Genomic DNA, 14,098 nt, shown 5'->3' with positions numbered 1-14,098 from the left:
TGGCGCGCCCTGCAGGATTCGAACCTGCGACCGTCCGCTTAGAAGGCGGATGCTCTATCCATCTGAGCTAAGGGCGCCCAAGGGGTCTCTTGCGGGACCTCAGTGGGTCCAGGGCTGCTTGCGGCCGAAGGCGAAGTTGTCGGCGTAGGCCTTGATGATGCGCTTCTGGTCCTTCGGCTGGGTCAGCTGGAAGGCGATGCCATGCTTCTGGGCGTAGGCGACGGCCTCGTCGCTGGTGTCGAAGGACAGGCGGACCTGACCGTCAGTGTCCGTCGTCTGGGTCCAGCCCATCAGGGCGTCCGGGTGGCGGGCCGAGGCCGGGGCGAACTCCAGCACCCAGTCCTTCATCTTGGCTCTGCCCGACTGCATAGCGTTCTTGGCCGGACGATAGATGCGCGCGAGCATGGTCTTCCTCTTGGTCCCGTTTCGGCGTGGTCGGGGCGGCGTGATTCGAACACGCGACCCTCTGCTCCCAAAGCAGATGCGCTACCAGGCTGCGCTACGCCCCGACAGAGCGCCGATCGCGCCTGCGATATAAGGCTTTGGCCGTTCCCGCAATGACCGCTACGCCGCAGAGGCGAGGCCCCTCGACGATGGTGAGTCTTCCGGGGCATTGTTCCGCCCCTGGAGAAGCGTTGATGAAGTCACCATTCAAAGCCAAGTCGTCGCGCCGGCGGCGCATGGAGGCGCGTCGACGTGCGGAATTGCTCGACCGTTATGGCGAGCAAATCCGGCTGGTGGCGATCGGTGGCGGGATCGTGCTGGTCGCCGTGATGGTGATCAAGCTGGTGATCCGCTGAGCCTGCGGGCTCAGGTCTTCTTGTGCATCAGCTTGAAGACGCCAGTGGCGCGAACGACGTCGTGGCCGCCGACATAGGCGCGGCCTTCAACGAAGGCGATGTCCTTGGTGGCGCGGGTGCAGCGCGCCTCGCCCATCACCCACTCCCCCACCCGCGCCATGTGCAGGAAGTCCACCGACAGGTGGATGGTCACGCCGGTCTTGCGGGTCTCGCGGTACTGGGCGTTGGCCAACAGGCCGTCCATGAAGGCGGTCAGCATGCCGCCATGCACCAGGCCGATGCCGTTGGCGTGCCGCGGCAGGGCGAAGAAGGCCTGCTCGGTGAACTCGCCCGGATGCTCGCGGTGAAAATAAGGGCCGTTGTGGGTGGAAAACGCGCCGCGGCCGCTCGAGCGGATGAAGCCCTCGGGCGGGGTGGGAATCTGGTCGTCCTGGGCCGTCACGGGGCCTCCTTGGGGCCCGTCAGGCCGATTTCATACAGGTGGGGCCAGTTCTTGCCGGTCACGAACAGGCGGTCCTTGGCGGCGTCATAGGCGATGCCGTTGGCCACCGCATCCGGCCCCAGGCCCATGCGGACCTCCGGCAGGCTGGAAAGATCGATCCAGCCCTTCACCCGACCCGTGGCCGGGTCGATGCGGGCGATGCGGTGGGTCAGCCAGATGTTGGCCAGGACCTCGCCCTTCACCCACTCCAGCTCGTTGAGATTGCGCACCGGCTCGCCGTCGGCGGTGACCTTCACTCGGCCGGTCTCCTTCAGGGTGCGGGGATCCAGGAACCTGAGCCAAGGCGTGCCGTCGCTCATGATCAGGCGCTTGCCGTCCTGGGTCAGGGACCAGCCCTCGCCCAGATAGCGGAAGCTGCCCTTGCGGGTCAGGGTCATGCGGTCCCAGCGGAAGCCGACGCCATCGCGCCAGGTCAGGCTGATCAGGTCATCGCCCCAGTTGACGATCCCCTCCCCGAACAGGTCCGGGTCGATGGCCTGTGACTGCAGCACCACGCCATCGGCCAGGCGAACCCGGCGGATATCGGAGCGGCCCTCAAGGCCGGTGCTCTCGTAGATGTCGCCGTCCAGATAGATCAGGCCTTCGGTGAAGGCGCCGACATCATGGGGATAGGCCGCGCGCACCTGCACCCCCTGGACGGGGATCGCGCCCGCCGGCGGATCGGCCGAGGCCGGCGCGCCACAGCCGGCCAGTCCCAGGGCCAGGAGCGAGGCGAGACAGAAGCGGATCAGCGGGGCGCGCAAGCCAGTCTCCGGAGCAAGCAGGCTCCTGGTTTGGGCAAGCTTTGCGGTCTAGGCAAGGCCCGACAGAGCCTCAGGCGTAGCCGGAGGACTCGATCTCGGCCACCACCAGGCCCTTGGGACCCTCGGCGAACCGCACCATGACGTCATCGCCCGGCTGGAGATCCTCCAGGCCCGAGCGGCGCAGGGTCTCGATGTGGACGAAGATGTCGCCAGGTTCGCCGTCGCGGACCACGAAGCCATAGCCCTTGGCGCGGTTGAACCATTTCACCTTGGCGCGTTCGAGGGGACCGCGGGGCGCCGGCGGACGGCGCGGGCCACGGGCCTGAAATCCGCCGCCCTGGCGATCAAAGTGTCCCCCGCCGCCGTGGCGGTCGAAGGTGTCACGATCCCGACGGAAATGGCCCTCGTCCTGACGTCGACGGTCGCTGGGCGGAGAGGCGGAACTTTCATCGAGGTTGACCACCTCGGAGACCTGCCAGCCCTTCGGCCGACGCACGACATCACAAACGATCACGGCCCCCTCGAGCGCGCTCTCGCGCCCGGCGTTCCGCAGTGAAGTCACATGCAACAGAACGTCTTTCAGATCCGTCTGGCCCGGATCGTCCGGAACAATGAATCCATAGCCCTTACCGGCGTCGAACCACTTAATTCGACCACTGATCCGCACCGCGCTCCCGTGCGAATCGACTCCCTCGTATTCGTAACCAGACATTTGCCCCTCTGGCCCGGTCTCCCCCGATCCTTTCGGATATTGGCCAACTATAACACTGTTCTCGTATCAGGAGAGCCGTCAATGGGGGATTTTAACCATCCGCACGCCAGGCGTGTGGTTCTCTAGTCACGCGAGCGCTGCAGCGCTCAGATCGGGCCAAAGACGATCAAGGTGCGTGGAGCGTCTTCACCTGGGAAGGGAAGTCTCCGCGAGCATGGCGCCAAGATGGGGGAGGTCTTGAGCGCCACGCCTGGCAGTCCCTAGGGGAGTCGAACCCCTCTCTCCAGGTTGAAAACCTGGCGTCCTAACCGATAGACGAAGGGACCGCGTCGGCGAAGGAGGCGCTGTATATCCGCCTCCATCCGGGTGTGCAAGCGCCGATCAGGAGATTTGTCGACGAAGATCGGCGACGTCCTCAATCTCCAGTTCCACGGCCCGGCGGCCCTGCCAATCATCGGGCTTCAGCCGCCCGGCCACGTGCAGTCCGCCGCCCTCGGCGAGCAGCCGGCGGCCGATCTCGGTATCCTCGGCGCGCCAGGCGACGGCCTTCAGCTTGCCGCCTGATCGGTCAGTCAGGGTCACACGGACATGGCCCCCGCGCAGCGCCATGGCGCGCTCGACCCTCACGTCCGCCAGGGCGAACAGCGGCTCGACATTGCCGGGGCCGAACGGCGCCAACCGCTGGAAGTCCTCATACAGCGCCCGGTCGGCGCCGGCGGTCGTCACCAGGGCGTCAATGTCCAGGGCGTCGGCCTCGGCGGCCTCGCGCGCCTCCTCGGCCATCTGGCCGCACAGGAAGTCGCGCAGCTCGGGGATGGTGTCCGGGCGGACGGACAAGCCCGCGGCCATGGCGTGGCCGCCCCCCGCCAGCAGCAGGCCCGCCTCATAGGCCGCCTGGACCGCCCGGCCCAGATTGACCCCCGGCTGGGAGCGGCCCGAGCCCTTGCCGATATTGCCCGGCCGGTCGACGCCCACGACGATCACCGGCTTGCGATAGCGTTCCCGCAGGCGACCGGCCACGATGCCGATGACGCCGGGGTGCCAGCCGTCGGCCGCCACCAGGAGCATGGGCGCGTCTGCCTGGTTGCTCTCATGCTCGATGAGACGGATCGCCGCCTCCATCACCTCGCGCTCGACCTCCTTGCGCGAGGCGTTGAGCCCGTCGAGTTCGACCGCCAGGGCCTCAGCCTCCAGCGGATCGTCGGTGGACAGCAAGCGGGCGCCAAGATCGGCGCGACCGATCCGGCCGCCGGCGTTGATTCGTGGCCCGAGGATGAAGCCGGCGTGGAACACCGTCGCCGGGCCCTGCCCCTTGGCCACGTCCAGCAGCGCCTTCAGCCCCGGATTGCGCCAGGCCGACATGGTCCTGAGGCCCAGGGTCGCCAGGGCCCGGTTGAAGCCACAGAGCTCCGTCACGTCGCAGATCGCGCCCATGGCGGCTAGGTCGAGCCACTGCTTCAGGTCCGGCTCCGGACGGTCCTGGAACATGCCCCGGCGGCGCGCCTCGCGATTGAGGGCGGCCAGCAGGACAAAGGTGACACCCGCAGCGGCCAACCGGCCCTGCCCCGAGGTGTCGTCCGGGCGGTTGGGGTTCACCAGGGCCGAGGCGGCCGGCATCTCGCCGTCCCGCATCAGGTGGTGGTCAATGACTACGACCTCCAGCCCGATCTCCGCGGCGGTGGCGATGGCGTCATAGGCGGCGGCGCCGCAGTCGACAGTCACCACCAGCTCGGCCCCCTCCTCCCGCAGTCGGCGGAAAGCGGCGGGCGAGGGGCCATAGCCCTCGGTAATGCGGTCGGGGACGTAGATGGGCAGATCCTTACCCATGGCGCGCATCCAGCGCACCAGCTGGGCGGCGCTGGAGGCGCCATCCACATCATAGTCCGCGAAGACCATCATCGGCCGGTCGCGCTCAACGGCGTCGATCAGGATCGAGGCCGCCCGGTCCATGTCCTGGAAGCTCGAAGGGTTCGGAAACAGCGCCTTCAGGGTCGGGTTGAGGAAGGTCTCACCCGCCTCGGCCTCTACGCCGCGGGAGGCCAGGGCGCGGGCCAGCGGCTCCGACAAGCCCAGGCCCATCTGGTGGCGCCGAACCAGGTCAGGCTCGGCCGGACGCGCCCGCCAGGGCCGTCCCGTCAGGGAACGGGAGACGCCCAGATAGCCCGCTTGTGTCGAGCCATCCGCCATGGGGTCAGACCGGACGCTTCATCCGGACTTCGCGCACCTCACGGGTGGACGAATTCATCACCAGGGTGTGGGTGTGGACGAAGCCGTCCTTGAACGACACGCCGTCCAGCAGGGCGCCGTTGGTGACGCCGGTGGCCGCGAAGATCGCGTCGGCGCGGACCATCTCGTGCAGGTCGTACTTCTTGTCGAAGTCGGTGATCCCGACGCGGGCGGCGCGGGCGCGCTCGTCGGCGTTACGGAACACCAGGCGGCCCTGGAACTGGCCGCCGACGCACTTCAGCGCCGCGCAGGCCAGCACGCCCTCTGGCGCGCCGCCCTGGCCGATATAGAGATCAATGCCGGTGGACGGATCGGCGGTGTTCATCACGCCAGCCACGTCACCATCGGTGATCAACTGCACGCGCGCGCCAACCGAGCGGACCGAGGCGATGATGTCTGCGTGGCGCGGGCGGTCGAGGATGCAGACGGTGATCGTCTCCGGCGACACGCCCTTGGAGTCGGCCAGCGCCTTGACGTTGTCGGCGGGCGACTTGTCCAGATCGATCACCCCGGCCGGATAGCCGGGCCCGCAGGCGATCTTGTCCATATAGGTGTCCGGCGCGTTCAGCAGGGTGCCCTTCGGCGCCCAGGCCATGACGGCCAGCGCATTGGCCATGGCCTTGGCCGTCAGGGTCGTGCCTTCCAACGGGTCAAGGGCGATATCGATGGCGGCGCCTTTCCCCAGGCCCACCTTCTCGCCGATGTAGAGCATGGGCGCTTCGTCGCGCTCGCCCTCGCCGATGACGATCTCGCCATTGATGGCCAGGCTGTTCAGGGCCGTGCGCATGGCGTCGACGGCGGCCTGGTCGGCGGCGATCTCGTCGCCACGGCCGACCAGCTTCCAGGCGGCGATGGCGGCGGCTTCTGTGACCCGGCCCGCGTCCAGAATCAGTCCGCGATCCAGAATCTCAGAACTCATCCGCAACTCTCCCGCCTGTGGCCGGCTTAGCCGGACAGTATCCGTGGATTCTTAGATGCGCGCGATGCGCAGAAGACGAGGCCTATCCAGAACCGAAGACAGATTCGCGATGCGGTCTATGGCCGCTGTCAGCACGGATTCCGCGACGGCGTGCGTCGTCAGGACGATGGGCACACCCTCGGAATTCTCCACGGGCTTCTGCAGGAAGCTTTCGATGGAGACGCCGGCCTCGGCCAGGGTTTCCGAAACCGCGGCGATGACGCCGGGCTCGTCCTTGACCAGGAACCGCAGATAGGCCCGGCTCATGGACTTGGACGGATCCACCGGCGTGAAGGGCCGAAGAGTGGTGGCCGGACGCTGGAAGACGGGCCGCACGGCGCCGGTCATCACATCGGCGATGTCGGCGGCGACGGCCGCGGCGGTCGGGCCCGCGCCCGCACCAGGGCCCTGGACGAAGATGCGGCCGATGCGCTGGCTCTCGATGAACAGGGCGTTCAGCGCCCCGCCCGCCTGGGCCAGGGGGTGGCTGAGCGGGGCGAGCGAGGGGTGCACGCGCACCAGCACGCCGTCCGCCGACCGGTCGGCCGAGGCCACCAGCTTGACCCGATAACCCAGGTCGCGGGCCATCTTGATGTCGAGAAGTTCGATCTGGTCGATGCCCTCGATCTCGGCGGCGGCGAAGTTGGGCGCGCAGCCGAAGGCCAGGGCGGCCAGGAGGGTGATCTTGTGGGCGGCGTCGAACCCGCCGACGTCCATGGTCGGATCGGCTTCGGCGTAGCCCAGGCGCTGGGCCTCGGCCAGGACCTCGGCGAAGGGCCGACCGCCCTGCTCCATCTCGGTCAGAATGTAGTTGCAGGTGCCGTTGAGAATGCCGGCGACGCTGTTGACGTCGTCGCCCACCAGGGCCTCGCGCATCATCTTCACAGCCGGCACGCCGCCCATGACGGCGGCTTCAAACACCAGCGGCGCGCTATTGGCTTCGGCCAGCACCGCCAGCTCCGCGCCATGTTCGGCCAAGAGGGCCTTGTTGGCGGTGACGACCGGCTTACCCAGCTTCAGCGCCGCCTCGACCGCGGCCTTGGCCGGACCGTCAGAGCCGCCGATCAGTTCGACAAAGACGTCATTGTCCGGCGAGGTGGCCAGGGCCACCGGATCGTCGAACCAGGGCAGGTTCGAGATGTCGAACGGACGCGGCCGCGAGCGCGACCGGGCCGAGACGCCGGTCACCACGGCGCGACCGCCGGCCGGCGCGAAGTCCGGCCGGTCCGCCAGGAAGGTCAGCAGGCCCGCGCCGACCGTGCCCAGGCCCGCAACGCCGATACGCCAGGTCTTTTCACTCATTGCGCCGCCAGGGTGTTGTGATGCCGCGACAGGATGTCGTCGGCGTTGGCCAGGAACTTCTTCACGTTGCGCGCCGCCTGGCGGATGCGGTGCTCGTTCTCCACGAGCCCGACCCGCACGAAGCCTTCGCCGTATTCGCCGAAGCCGACGCCCGGCGCCACGGCCACGCCGGCCTCTTCGATCAGCAGCTTGGAGAACAACAGCGAGCCGGCTTCCTTGAACTGCTCGGGCACCGGGGCCCAGGCGAACATGGAGGCGGGCGGCGCGGGGATATCCCAGCCGGCGCGCTTCATGGATTCCACCAGGGTGTCGCGGCGGCTCTTATAGATGGCGCGGATCTCGTCCACGCAGTCCTGCGGACCGTTCAGGGCGGTGGCGGCGGCCACCTGGATCGGCGTGTAGGCGCCGTAGTCCAGATAGGACTTCACCCGCGCCAGGGCGGCGCAGATCCGGTCATTGCCGACCACCATGCCGACCCGCCAGCCGGCCATGGCGTAGGTCTTCGACAGCGAGTTGACCTCGACGGCGATGTCCTTGGCGCCTTCGACCTGCAGGATCGAGGGCGGCGGGTTGTCGTCGAAATAGATCTCGGAATAGGCGATGTCGGAGATGACCAGCAGGTCGTGCTTCTTCGCCAGCGCCACCACGTCCTTGTAGAAATCCACGTCCACGCACTGCGCGGTCGGGTTGGACGGATAGGAGACGATCAGCACGCTCGGCGCCGGGCTGGAGTGGCGCATGGCGGCGCTCACGCCCGACAGATAGGCCTCCGGGCTCTCGGCCGGCAAGTGGCGGATCACCCCGCCGGCCATGATGAAGCCGTAGGCATGGATCGGGTAGGCCGGGTTCGGGCACAGGATCACGTCACCGGGCGCGGTCAGCGCCTGGGCGAGGTTGGCGAAGCCTTCCTTGGAGCCCAGGGTGGCGATCACCTCGCTGTCCGGGTTCAGGGTCACGCCGAACCGGCGCTGATAGTAGCCGGCCATCGCCCGGCGCAGACCGACAATGCCCTTGGAGGCCGAGTAGCGCCCGGCCTTGGGGTCCTTGGCGGTCTCGATCAGCTTGTCGACGATGTGCTTGGGCGTCGGCATGTCGGGATTGCCCATGCCGAAGTCGATGATGTCGATGCCTTGGCCGCGCAGGCGAGCCTTGATGCGGTTCACCTCCTCGAGGACGTAGGGCGGGAGGCGTTTGATGCGGTGGAATTCGGGGGTCATTTTAAGCTCATGCCGCGGCGTCCGCGGCTTTACGGGAGCTGAGGTCGCGCATGGATAGCCCCCGACCGGGGACCAGCCAAGCAGGTTCAATGGAAATTGCGCCTCCGCAGGCCCCTTTTATTTCTTGGGCGGCGGAGGCGGTGTAGCTCGCTGCCGAGCCTGCTTGGCGAACGCCTCCGTTGCAGCCGTTGTCGAGTCGGCGCCTTGGACCCCAGGACCGGTGGCGGCCAGGGCCCGTGCGGCGAAACTGTCGGTAGCCGATAGCGTCCAGGTGCTCGGGGCCGTGGCGGCGGCCAGCGCCGCGCCGTCCCCCTCAACCTCGGCTGCGGCCTTGCCCCAGGCGCGGTCCGGTCGCACGTCCGCCGGTGGCGGGGGAATGTCGGCGAAGGTCGGATAGGACTTGGCCGCGCTAGCCAAGGTGGAGATTTCGGCAGACGCCGCCGAGGCCTTGTCAAGGCTGGCCGGCGCAAACGGACCGGACGCGCATCCCGCGACGCCCGAGGCGGCGGACAGGCAGCCGAACGCCACGCCGACGCGCAGCACGCGGCGGGTCAGGCGGTTCGTCACGAAAAGTCGAAGCGATGCGTTCATTTCCGTCCAGGTCTTATGCCATGATCGGTTTCGGCGAAAGAGCGCGGAGACTAATGCGCCTCGTCAATGGGAGAACACGTCCATGAGCGATCAATCGGCCGGCAAGTCGAAGCGCAGCGGCAAGGGGCGCAAGTCCAAGGCGGACGAAGCCCAACCCAAGTCCGTCGGGACCAAGCCCGCCGAGGCCAAGGCCAAGAAGTCTGCGGCCGCGAAATCCTCTGCCAAGGCTGAGGCGCCGAAGAAGAAGGCCGCCAAGACCCCTGAGCCCCAGGCCGCCGCCCCGCCGCCTCCCCGGCCGGAAGCGCCCAAGTTCCAAGCCCCGCCAGGGCTTGATCCCTCGAGCCTGACGGCGGAACAGCGCGCCGCGCTGGAGAAGCTGTCCACCAACCTGGCCCGCGCCGCCCTCACGGCCCAGGGCGCCATCGCCGAGGCAGCCCTGCGCAACGCCGACCGTCCGGCTGCCCTGTCCCCCGATCCGATGCATGTCGGCCCCGCCCTGACCGACGTCATGGGCCGACTGGCGGCCCAGCCTGATCGGCTGGTCCGCGCCCAGGCCGACCTGTTCCAGCGCTATATGGAGCTGTGGCAGTCCGCCGCGCGCCGCGCGATGGGTGAGACGGTCGATCCCGTCGTGACGCCCGCGAAGGGCGACAAGCGATTCGCGGATCCGGACTGGAGCGAGAACCCGGTCTTCGACGTGATCAAGCAGTCCTACCTGGTCACCTCGAACTGGCTGAACGGCTTGGTGTCGGACGTGAACGACGTCGAGCCGATGACCAAGCGCCGGGTCGAGTTCTTCATGAAGATGCTGACCGACGCCTTCTCTCCCTCGAACTTCCTGGTCTCCAACCCTGCGGCCCTGCGCGAGGCCATGGCGACCCATGGGGAGTCGCTGCTGCGCGGCATGGAGAACTTCGCCGAGGACCTGGACCGCGGCGGCGGCAAGCTGGCCATCAGCCAGACCGACTATGAGATGTTCAAGATCGGCGAGAACGTCGCCACGGCGCCGGGCAAGGTCGTGTTCCAGAACGACGTCCTGCAGCTGCTGCAGTTCAATCCGACCACGCCGCAGGTGCATCAGATCCCGCTGCTGATCTTCCCGCCCTGGATCAACAAGTTCTACATCCTGGACCTGCGGCCCGAAAACTCGATGATCCGCTGGCTGTGCGACCAGGGCATCACGGTCTTCGTCGCCTCCTGGGTCAATCCGGACGTCGAACTCGCGACCAAGACCTTTGAAGACTACATGCGCGAGGGCATCTACGAGGCCTCCGCAGCGGTGATGAAGCAGGCCGACGTCGATCGGGTGAACACCGTCGGCTACTGCATTGGCGGTACGCTGTTGTCAGCGACCCTGGCCCACATGGCGGCTCGGGGCGACACCCGGATCAATTCGGCCACCTTCTTCGCGGCCCAGCAGGACTTCGCCGAGGCCGGCGATCTGCTGCTCTTCACCAACGAGGAATGGCTGAAGGACCTCGAGCAGCGCATGGACGCCGGCGGCGGCGTGCTGCCCGGCAAGGACATGGCCGACACCTTCAATGTTCTGCGCTCCAACGACCTGATCTGGTCGTTCTTCGTGAACAACTACCTGATGGGCAAGGAGCCCAAGCCTTTCGACCTGTTGTTCTGGAACTCTGACCAGACGCGGATGCCGAAGACCCTGCACCTGTTCTATCTGCGCAAGTTCTATGGCGAGAACGCCTTGGCCAAGGGCGAACTGGTCCTGGACAACGTGCGCCTCGACCTCGGCCAGGTGAAGACGCCGGTCTATGTTCAGTCTTCGAAGGAAGACCACATCGCCCCGGCCCGGTCGGTCTATCGCGGCGCAAAGCTGTTCGGCGGGCCTGTGACCTTCATGATGTCAGGCTCGGGCCACATCGCGGGGGTGATCAACGCCCCCGTCGCCCAGAAGTACCAGCACTGGACCAATTCCGAGCTGCCGCCGACCGTTGAAGAATGGATGGCCGGGGCCAAGGAGACGCCCGGGTCCTGGTGGCCGAACTGGGCTGAGTGGCTGAAGGCCAAGTCCGGTCCGATGGTGCCGGCCCGCGATCCGGCCAAGGGGCCCCTGCCCCCGCTGGAAGACGCGCCGGGCAGCTATGTGAAGGTAGTGTCCTAAGCCTGGTTCTGCTGCGGCAGGGTCTTGAGCCGCAGCAGGACGACCAAGGCCCCTATCGGAGGGGCGAAATGGAAGATCCAGGGCGCCAGCGGAGACTGGCCCTTGGTCGCCGCGACGCCGAACAGGTTGACCGCCTGCCATTCGGCGCCGAGCGCGCCGGTCGTCCAGTTGATCCAGACCGTGCCGACGCCCACGAAGGCCCCCAGCACCCACCACCACTTGCCCTTCAGGCCAGGGCTGCGCGCTGCGGCCACGGCGGTCAGCACCATCATCACCGGCGATCCGACAAGCCCCACCAGGAAGGCCAGGTGGACGAGGCCCTTGCCGGGCGCGAGGAAACCATTGGCCTTGATGGCGGCCGGGGTCACCGGCTGGGCGGTGATCGCGACCACGCGATAGAGTTTCACTTCGCGGAACGGGTCCTTGCCGGTCAGCTTCTGGCCGCGGTCATAGACCCGCTTGGTCCCGGCCAGCTCGACGGTGAGATCCACCGCCACCTCGCGGCCGGAGAAGCCGTAGAGATAGCGCAGGGTGCTGAGCTCGGCGCGCGTCTCGCGGCGCAGGAGCGGCGGGCGGGTGCGTTCCGACTCGATCAGCTTGATCCGCCACGGCGGTTCCTTGGGGAACAGGTCGCGGACCAGGACGATCTTGGGCGCGTGGTCCGGGTCGGCCATGAAGCCGGCGCTGAGCGCGGGGTCGATGGCGGGCCAGTCGTCGCGCTGGACCGCGTCGATGAAGCGGCGGCCCAGCCGGTCGGCGTCCGGTTCGGCCTGCAGCTTGCTGCAGGCCGCCAGGACCAGAGCCAGGCCCAGCACGACCGCAATTCTGCCTAGCACCCTGCCCAAGCCGGCCTCCGCCCCGAAATCGAGGGGAACCTAGGGCCAGGGGCGGCGGGGGGCAATCGCTCAGGCGGGGATGAACTTCAACGCCAGGCCGTTGTTGCAGTAGCGCAGGCCGGTGGGCCGGGGGCCGTCATTGAACACGTGGCCCTGGTGGCCCAGGCATTGGGCGCAGTGATACTCGGTGCGTGGGACGCCGATCTTGAAGTCGGTCTTCGTGCCCAAAGCGCCGGGGATGGCGCGGTAGAAGCTCGGCCAGCCGGTGCCGCTCTCGTACTTCCAGTCGGACTTGAACAGCGGCAGACCGCAGCCGAGGCAGGCGAACACACCCTTGCGATGCTCCTTCAGGAGCGGGCTCGTACCCGCGCGTTCCGTCGCCTCCCGACGCAGCACTTGGTAGCTGTCCCCGTCCAACCGTTTGCGCCAGTCGGCGTCGGCGATCCTGCGCCAGGGCGAGGACGCATAAGCGTCGGCGGCCAGGGCCTCGGCCGAGGTCAGGGCCGCAAGGGCGAAGGCGGTGGCCCCCAGCAGGCGGCGGCGATCGATGTTTAGCGTGCTCATGTATCCAGATACGGTCCCGACCGCCGTCTGGTTACATCATGACGCAGGATTTTCGCCGCGCCAGACATAGAGCACATCCGGCTCGCGCTCTTCGTTGTCCTGCCCGTCGGTCAGCGTCTCGATGCGGAAGCCGCGCTGCTCATAGAAGGCGCGGGCGCGGGCGTTCTTCTGGAAGGTCCAGAGCCTGCGTTCGGAGCCGTCTTCCAGCGCCTTGGCGAGCAAGGCCGGACCAACGCCCCTGCCCTGCTCTTCCGGTGCGACATAGAGCTGGTCGATCCAGCCCGGCTTGAACGCGACATAGCCCAGGATGCGTCCCTCACCCTCGGCGACCCAGAGCTCGCAGGTGGGCATCAGGACCTTGGCGATGAACCCCTCTGTTTCGGCCGCCGTGTGCAGGTCCGGCAGGAAGGGCAGCGAGGTCCGCATGGTGCGGTGATGCAGGCGCCCGATCTCGCCGGCGTCGGCGAGGCTCGCGCGCCGCAGGATCAAAGGCCGGCGCCTTCCGGCAGGCCCAGCATGAGGTTCAGGTTCTGCACCGCGGCGCCCGAAGCGCCCTTGCCCAGGTTGTCCAGCAGGGCGACGAGCCGGACTTGCTGGCGCTCGTCATTGCCGAACACGTAGAGCTCAATCCGGTTCGTGCCGTTCAGCGCCTCGGGATCAAGCACCTCATTGTAGCCGCCGGCTCCGGCGCGCGCCTTTTGCAGGTCGGCGCAGGCCTGGGCGCTGGCCACGCCGACGAAGGTCTCACCCGCATAGGCCTGGGCCAGGGCGTCGCGCAGCTCCGCCGAGGTCGGCTTGGCCGGCAGGGTCCAAGTCTGCAGCGGAATCTCGACCAGCATGCCCTGGGCGTAGCGGCCGACCGCCGGGGAGAACAGCGGCGCGTGGGCCAGCCCCGAATAAGCTGCCATCTCCGGCAGGTGCTTGTGCGTCAGGTTCAGGCCGTAGGCGCGGAAGGCGTCCTGCCGGCCAGCCGGCTGAGGCTGCTGCTCGAATTCCTCGATCAGGCCGCGGCCGCCGCCGGAATAGCCGGACACGCCGTGGACCGACAGCGGCTGCTCAGCAGGCATAAGGCCCGCACGGACCAGGGGCGCCATCAGGGCGATGAAGCCCGTCGACCAGCAGCCGGGATTGCTGACCCGCTTGGAGGCCTGGATGGCTTCGCGATGACCCGGTTTCCATTCCGGAAAGCCGAACACCCAGTTGGGATCGACCCGGTGGGCGGTGGACGGATCCACCACCTTCACATCCGGATTGGTGATCAGGCTCACGGCTTCCTTGGCGCCCTCGTCGGGCAGGCACAGGATCGCGACATCGACGCTGTTGAGCAGTTCGGCGCGGGCGGCCGGGTCCTTGCGCAGGGCCGGATCGATGGAGACCACGGTCAGGTCCGTGCGGGTTTCCAGGCGCTGGCGGATCTGCAGGCCCGTCGTGCCGGCCTCGCCATCGATGAACACCTTGTGGGTCATGGTCCTGATCCTGAATTCGTAAGCCAGATAGCAGAAGGGGCGCCTCGGTTGCCCGAAGC

The 14,098-nt window shown here is 67.7% G+C and carries 15 protein-coding genes and 3 tRNA genes; 2 read left to right on the top strand and 16 right to left on the bottom strand.

Going from position 1 to position 14,098, the window contains the following annotated elements:
* The 3 genes from ACE3TA_RS21890 to ACE3TA_RS21880 form a co-directional block, all read right to left on the bottom strand.
* A tRNA-Arg gene (locus ACE3TA_RS21890) sits at nt 1–77 on the bottom strand.
* A 22-nt stretch (nt 78–99) separates the two neighbouring features.
* Entirely contained in the window at nt 100–405 is a 306-nt protein-coding gene (locus ACE3TA_RS21885; protein WP_374346622.1) for an ETC complex I subunit, read from the bottom strand.
* 27 nt (nt 406–432) lie between these two features.
* Nucleotides 433–509: transfer RNA gene (locus ACE3TA_RS21880), tRNA-Pro, on the bottom strand.
* Between the two features lie 129 nt (nt 510–638).
* Here ACE3TA_RS21880 and ACE3TA_RS21875 point away from each other — a divergent pair.
* Nucleotides 639–800 carry a hypothetical protein gene (locus ACE3TA_RS21875; protein WP_374346621.1) on the top strand — a complete coding sequence of 54 codons (162 nt, stop codon included), beginning with the start codon at nt 639–641 and terminating at the stop codon, nt 798–800.
* Nucleotides 801–810: 10 nt separating this feature from the next.
* Here ACE3TA_RS21875 and ACE3TA_RS21870 read toward each other — a convergent pair whose 3' ends face one another.
* The 9 genes from ACE3TA_RS21870 to ACE3TA_RS21830 form a co-directional block, all read right to left on the bottom strand.
* The gene (locus ACE3TA_RS21870; protein ID WP_374346620.1) at nt 811–1,242 is read right to left on the bottom strand and encodes a PaaI family thioesterase; all 432 of its coding nucleotides are present in this window, start codon (nt 1,240–1,242) and stop codon (nt 811–813) included.
* Nucleotides 1,239–2,045 carry a glutaminyl-peptide cyclotransferase gene (locus ACE3TA_RS21865; protein ID WP_374346619.1) on the bottom strand — a complete coding sequence of 269 codons (807 nt, stop codon included), beginning with the start codon at nt 2,043–2,045 and terminating at the stop codon, nt 1,239–1,241. Before ACE3TA_RS21865 ends, ACE3TA_RS21870 begins: the two co-directional genes overlap by 4 nt.
* A 70-nt stretch (nt 2,046–2,115) precedes the next feature.
* On the bottom strand, nt 2,116–2,757 hold the full coding sequence (locus tag ACE3TA_RS21860; RefSeq protein ID WP_374346618.1) for a cold-shock protein: 642 nt from the start codon (nt 2,755–2,757) through the stop codon (nt 2,116–2,118).
* A gap of 251 nt (nt 2,758–3,008) precedes the next feature.
* A tRNA-Glu gene (locus ACE3TA_RS21855) sits at nt 3,009–3,083 on the bottom strand.
* A 55-nt stretch (nt 3,084–3,138) separates the two neighbouring features.
* Nucleotides 3,139–4,944, bottom strand: coding sequence for a single-stranded-DNA-specific exonuclease RecJ (recJ, locus tag ACE3TA_RS21850; RefSeq protein WP_374576451.1), 1,806 nt, complete (start codon nt 4,942–4,944; stop codon nt 3,139–3,141).
* A 4-nt stretch (nt 4,945–4,948) separates the two neighbouring features.
* Nucleotides 4,949–5,902, bottom strand: coding sequence for a class II fructose-bisphosphatase (gene glpX, locus ACE3TA_RS21845; protein WP_374576450.1), 954 nt, complete (start codon nt 5,900–5,902; stop codon nt 4,949–4,951).
* Between the two features lie 51 nt (nt 5,903–5,953).
* Nucleotides 5,954–7,243 (bottom strand): homoserine dehydrogenase, encoded by a 1,290-nt coding sequence (locus tag ACE3TA_RS21840; protein ID WP_374576449.1) that lies wholly within the window; start codon nt 7,241–7,243, stop codon nt 5,954–5,956.
* Nucleotides 7,240–8,460 carry an LL-diaminopimelate aminotransferase gene (locus tag ACE3TA_RS21835; protein WP_374346614.1) on the bottom strand — a complete coding sequence of 407 codons (1,221 nt, stop codon included), beginning with the start codon at nt 8,458–8,460 and terminating at the stop codon, nt 7,240–7,242. The genes ACE3TA_RS21840 and ACE3TA_RS21835 overlap by 4 nt, the downstream gene beginning before the upstream one ends.
* 117 nt (nt 8,461–8,577) lie before the next feature.
* Complete coding sequence (locus ACE3TA_RS21830) at nt 8,578–9,051, bottom strand: hypothetical protein (protein WP_374576447.1); 474 nt, start codon at nt 9,049–9,051, stop codon at nt 8,578–8,580.
* 82 nt (nt 9,052–9,133) lie between these two features.
* On the opposite strand from ACE3TA_RS21830, the gene phaC reads away from it, so the two are divergent.
* The gene (gene phaC, locus ACE3TA_RS21825; protein ID WP_374576446.1) at nt 9,134–11,173 is read left to right on the top strand and encodes a class I poly(R)-hydroxyalkanoic acid synthase; all 2,040 of its coding nucleotides are present in this window, start codon (nt 9,134–9,136) and stop codon (nt 11,171–11,173) included.
* Here phaC and ACE3TA_RS21820 read toward each other — a convergent pair.
* The 4 genes from ACE3TA_RS21820 to argC form a co-directional block, all read right to left on the bottom strand.
* Complete coding sequence (locus tag ACE3TA_RS21820) at nt 11,170–11,988, bottom strand: hypothetical protein (RefSeq protein WP_374576445.1); 819 nt, start codon at nt 11,986–11,988, stop codon at nt 11,170–11,172. The genes phaC and ACE3TA_RS21820 overlap by 4 nt on opposite strands.
* A gap of 90 nt (nt 11,989–12,078) precedes the next feature.
* Nucleotides 12,079–12,573 carry a peptide-methionine (R)-S-oxide reductase MsrB gene (msrB, locus tag ACE3TA_RS21815; RefSeq protein WP_374576444.1) on the bottom strand — a complete coding sequence of 165 codons (495 nt, stop codon included), beginning with the start codon at nt 12,571–12,573 and terminating at the stop codon, nt 12,079–12,081.
* Between the two features lie 36 nt (nt 12,574–12,609).
* On the bottom strand, nt 12,610–13,062 hold the full coding sequence (locus ACE3TA_RS21810; protein ID WP_374576443.1) for an N-acetyltransferase family protein: 453 nt from the start codon (nt 13,060–13,062) through the stop codon (nt 12,610–12,612).
* Nucleotides 13,059–14,039 (bottom strand): N-acetyl-gamma-glutamyl-phosphate reductase, encoded by a 981-nt coding sequence (gene argC, locus ACE3TA_RS21805; protein ID WP_374576442.1) that lies wholly within the window; start codon nt 14,037–14,039, stop codon nt 13,059–13,061. The genes ACE3TA_RS21810 and argC overlap by 4 nt, the downstream gene beginning before the upstream one ends.
* Nucleotides 14,040–14,098: the final 59 nt, after the last annotated feature.

The organism is Phenylobacterium sp. (assembly GCF_041916435.1).
Lineage (GTDB): Bacteria > Pseudomonadota > Alphaproteobacteria > Caulobacterales > Caulobacteraceae > Phenylobacterium.
This window is presented reverse-complemented; position numbering and strand designations above follow the sequence as displayed.

What these genes read in the sequence shown, in the direction of transcription:
- ACE3TA_RS21885 (WP_374346622.1), bottom strand. Translation starts at nt 405, where the DNA reads ATGCTCGCGCGCATCTATCGTCCGGCCAAGAACGCTATGCAGTCGGGC.
- ACE3TA_RS21875 (WP_374346621.1), top strand. Translation starts at nt 639, where the DNA reads ATGAAGTCACCATTCAAAGCCAAGTCGTCGCGCCGGCGGCGCATGGAG.
- ACE3TA_RS21860 (WP_374346618.1), bottom strand. Translation starts at nt 2,757, where the DNA reads ATGTCTGGTTACGAATACGAGGGAGTCGATTCGCACGGGAGCGCGGTG.
- recJ (WP_374576451.1), bottom strand. Translation starts at nt 4,944, where the DNA reads ATGGCGGATGGCTCGACACAAGCGGGCTATCTGGGCGTCTCCCGTTCC.
- glpX (WP_374576450.1), bottom strand. Translation starts at nt 5,902, where the DNA reads ATGAGTTCTGAGATTCTGGATCGCGGACTGATTCTGGACGCGGGCCGG.
- ACE3TA_RS21840 (WP_374576449.1), bottom strand. Translation starts at nt 7,243, where the DNA reads ATGAGTGAAAAGACCTGGCGTATCGGCGTTGCGGGCCTGGGCACGGTC.
- ACE3TA_RS21835 (WP_374346614.1), bottom strand. Translation starts at nt 8,460, where the DNA reads ATGACCCCCGAATTCCACCGCATCAAACGCCTCCCGCCCTACGTCCTC.
- ACE3TA_RS21830 (WP_374576447.1), bottom strand. Translation starts at nt 9,051, where the DNA reads ATGAACGCATCGCTTCGACTTTTCGTGACGAACCGCCTGACCCGCCGC.
- phaC (WP_374576446.1), top strand. Translation starts at nt 9,134, where the DNA reads ATGAGCGATCAATCGGCCGGCAAGTCGAAGCGCAGCGGCAAGGGGCGC.
- msrB (WP_374576444.1), bottom strand. Translation starts at nt 12,573, where the DNA reads ATGAGCACGCTAAACATCGATCGCCGCCGCCTGCTGGGGGCCACCGCC.
- argC (WP_374576442.1), bottom strand. Translation starts at nt 14,039, where the DNA reads ATGACCCACAAGGTGTTCATCGATGGCGAGGCCGGCACGACGGGCCTG.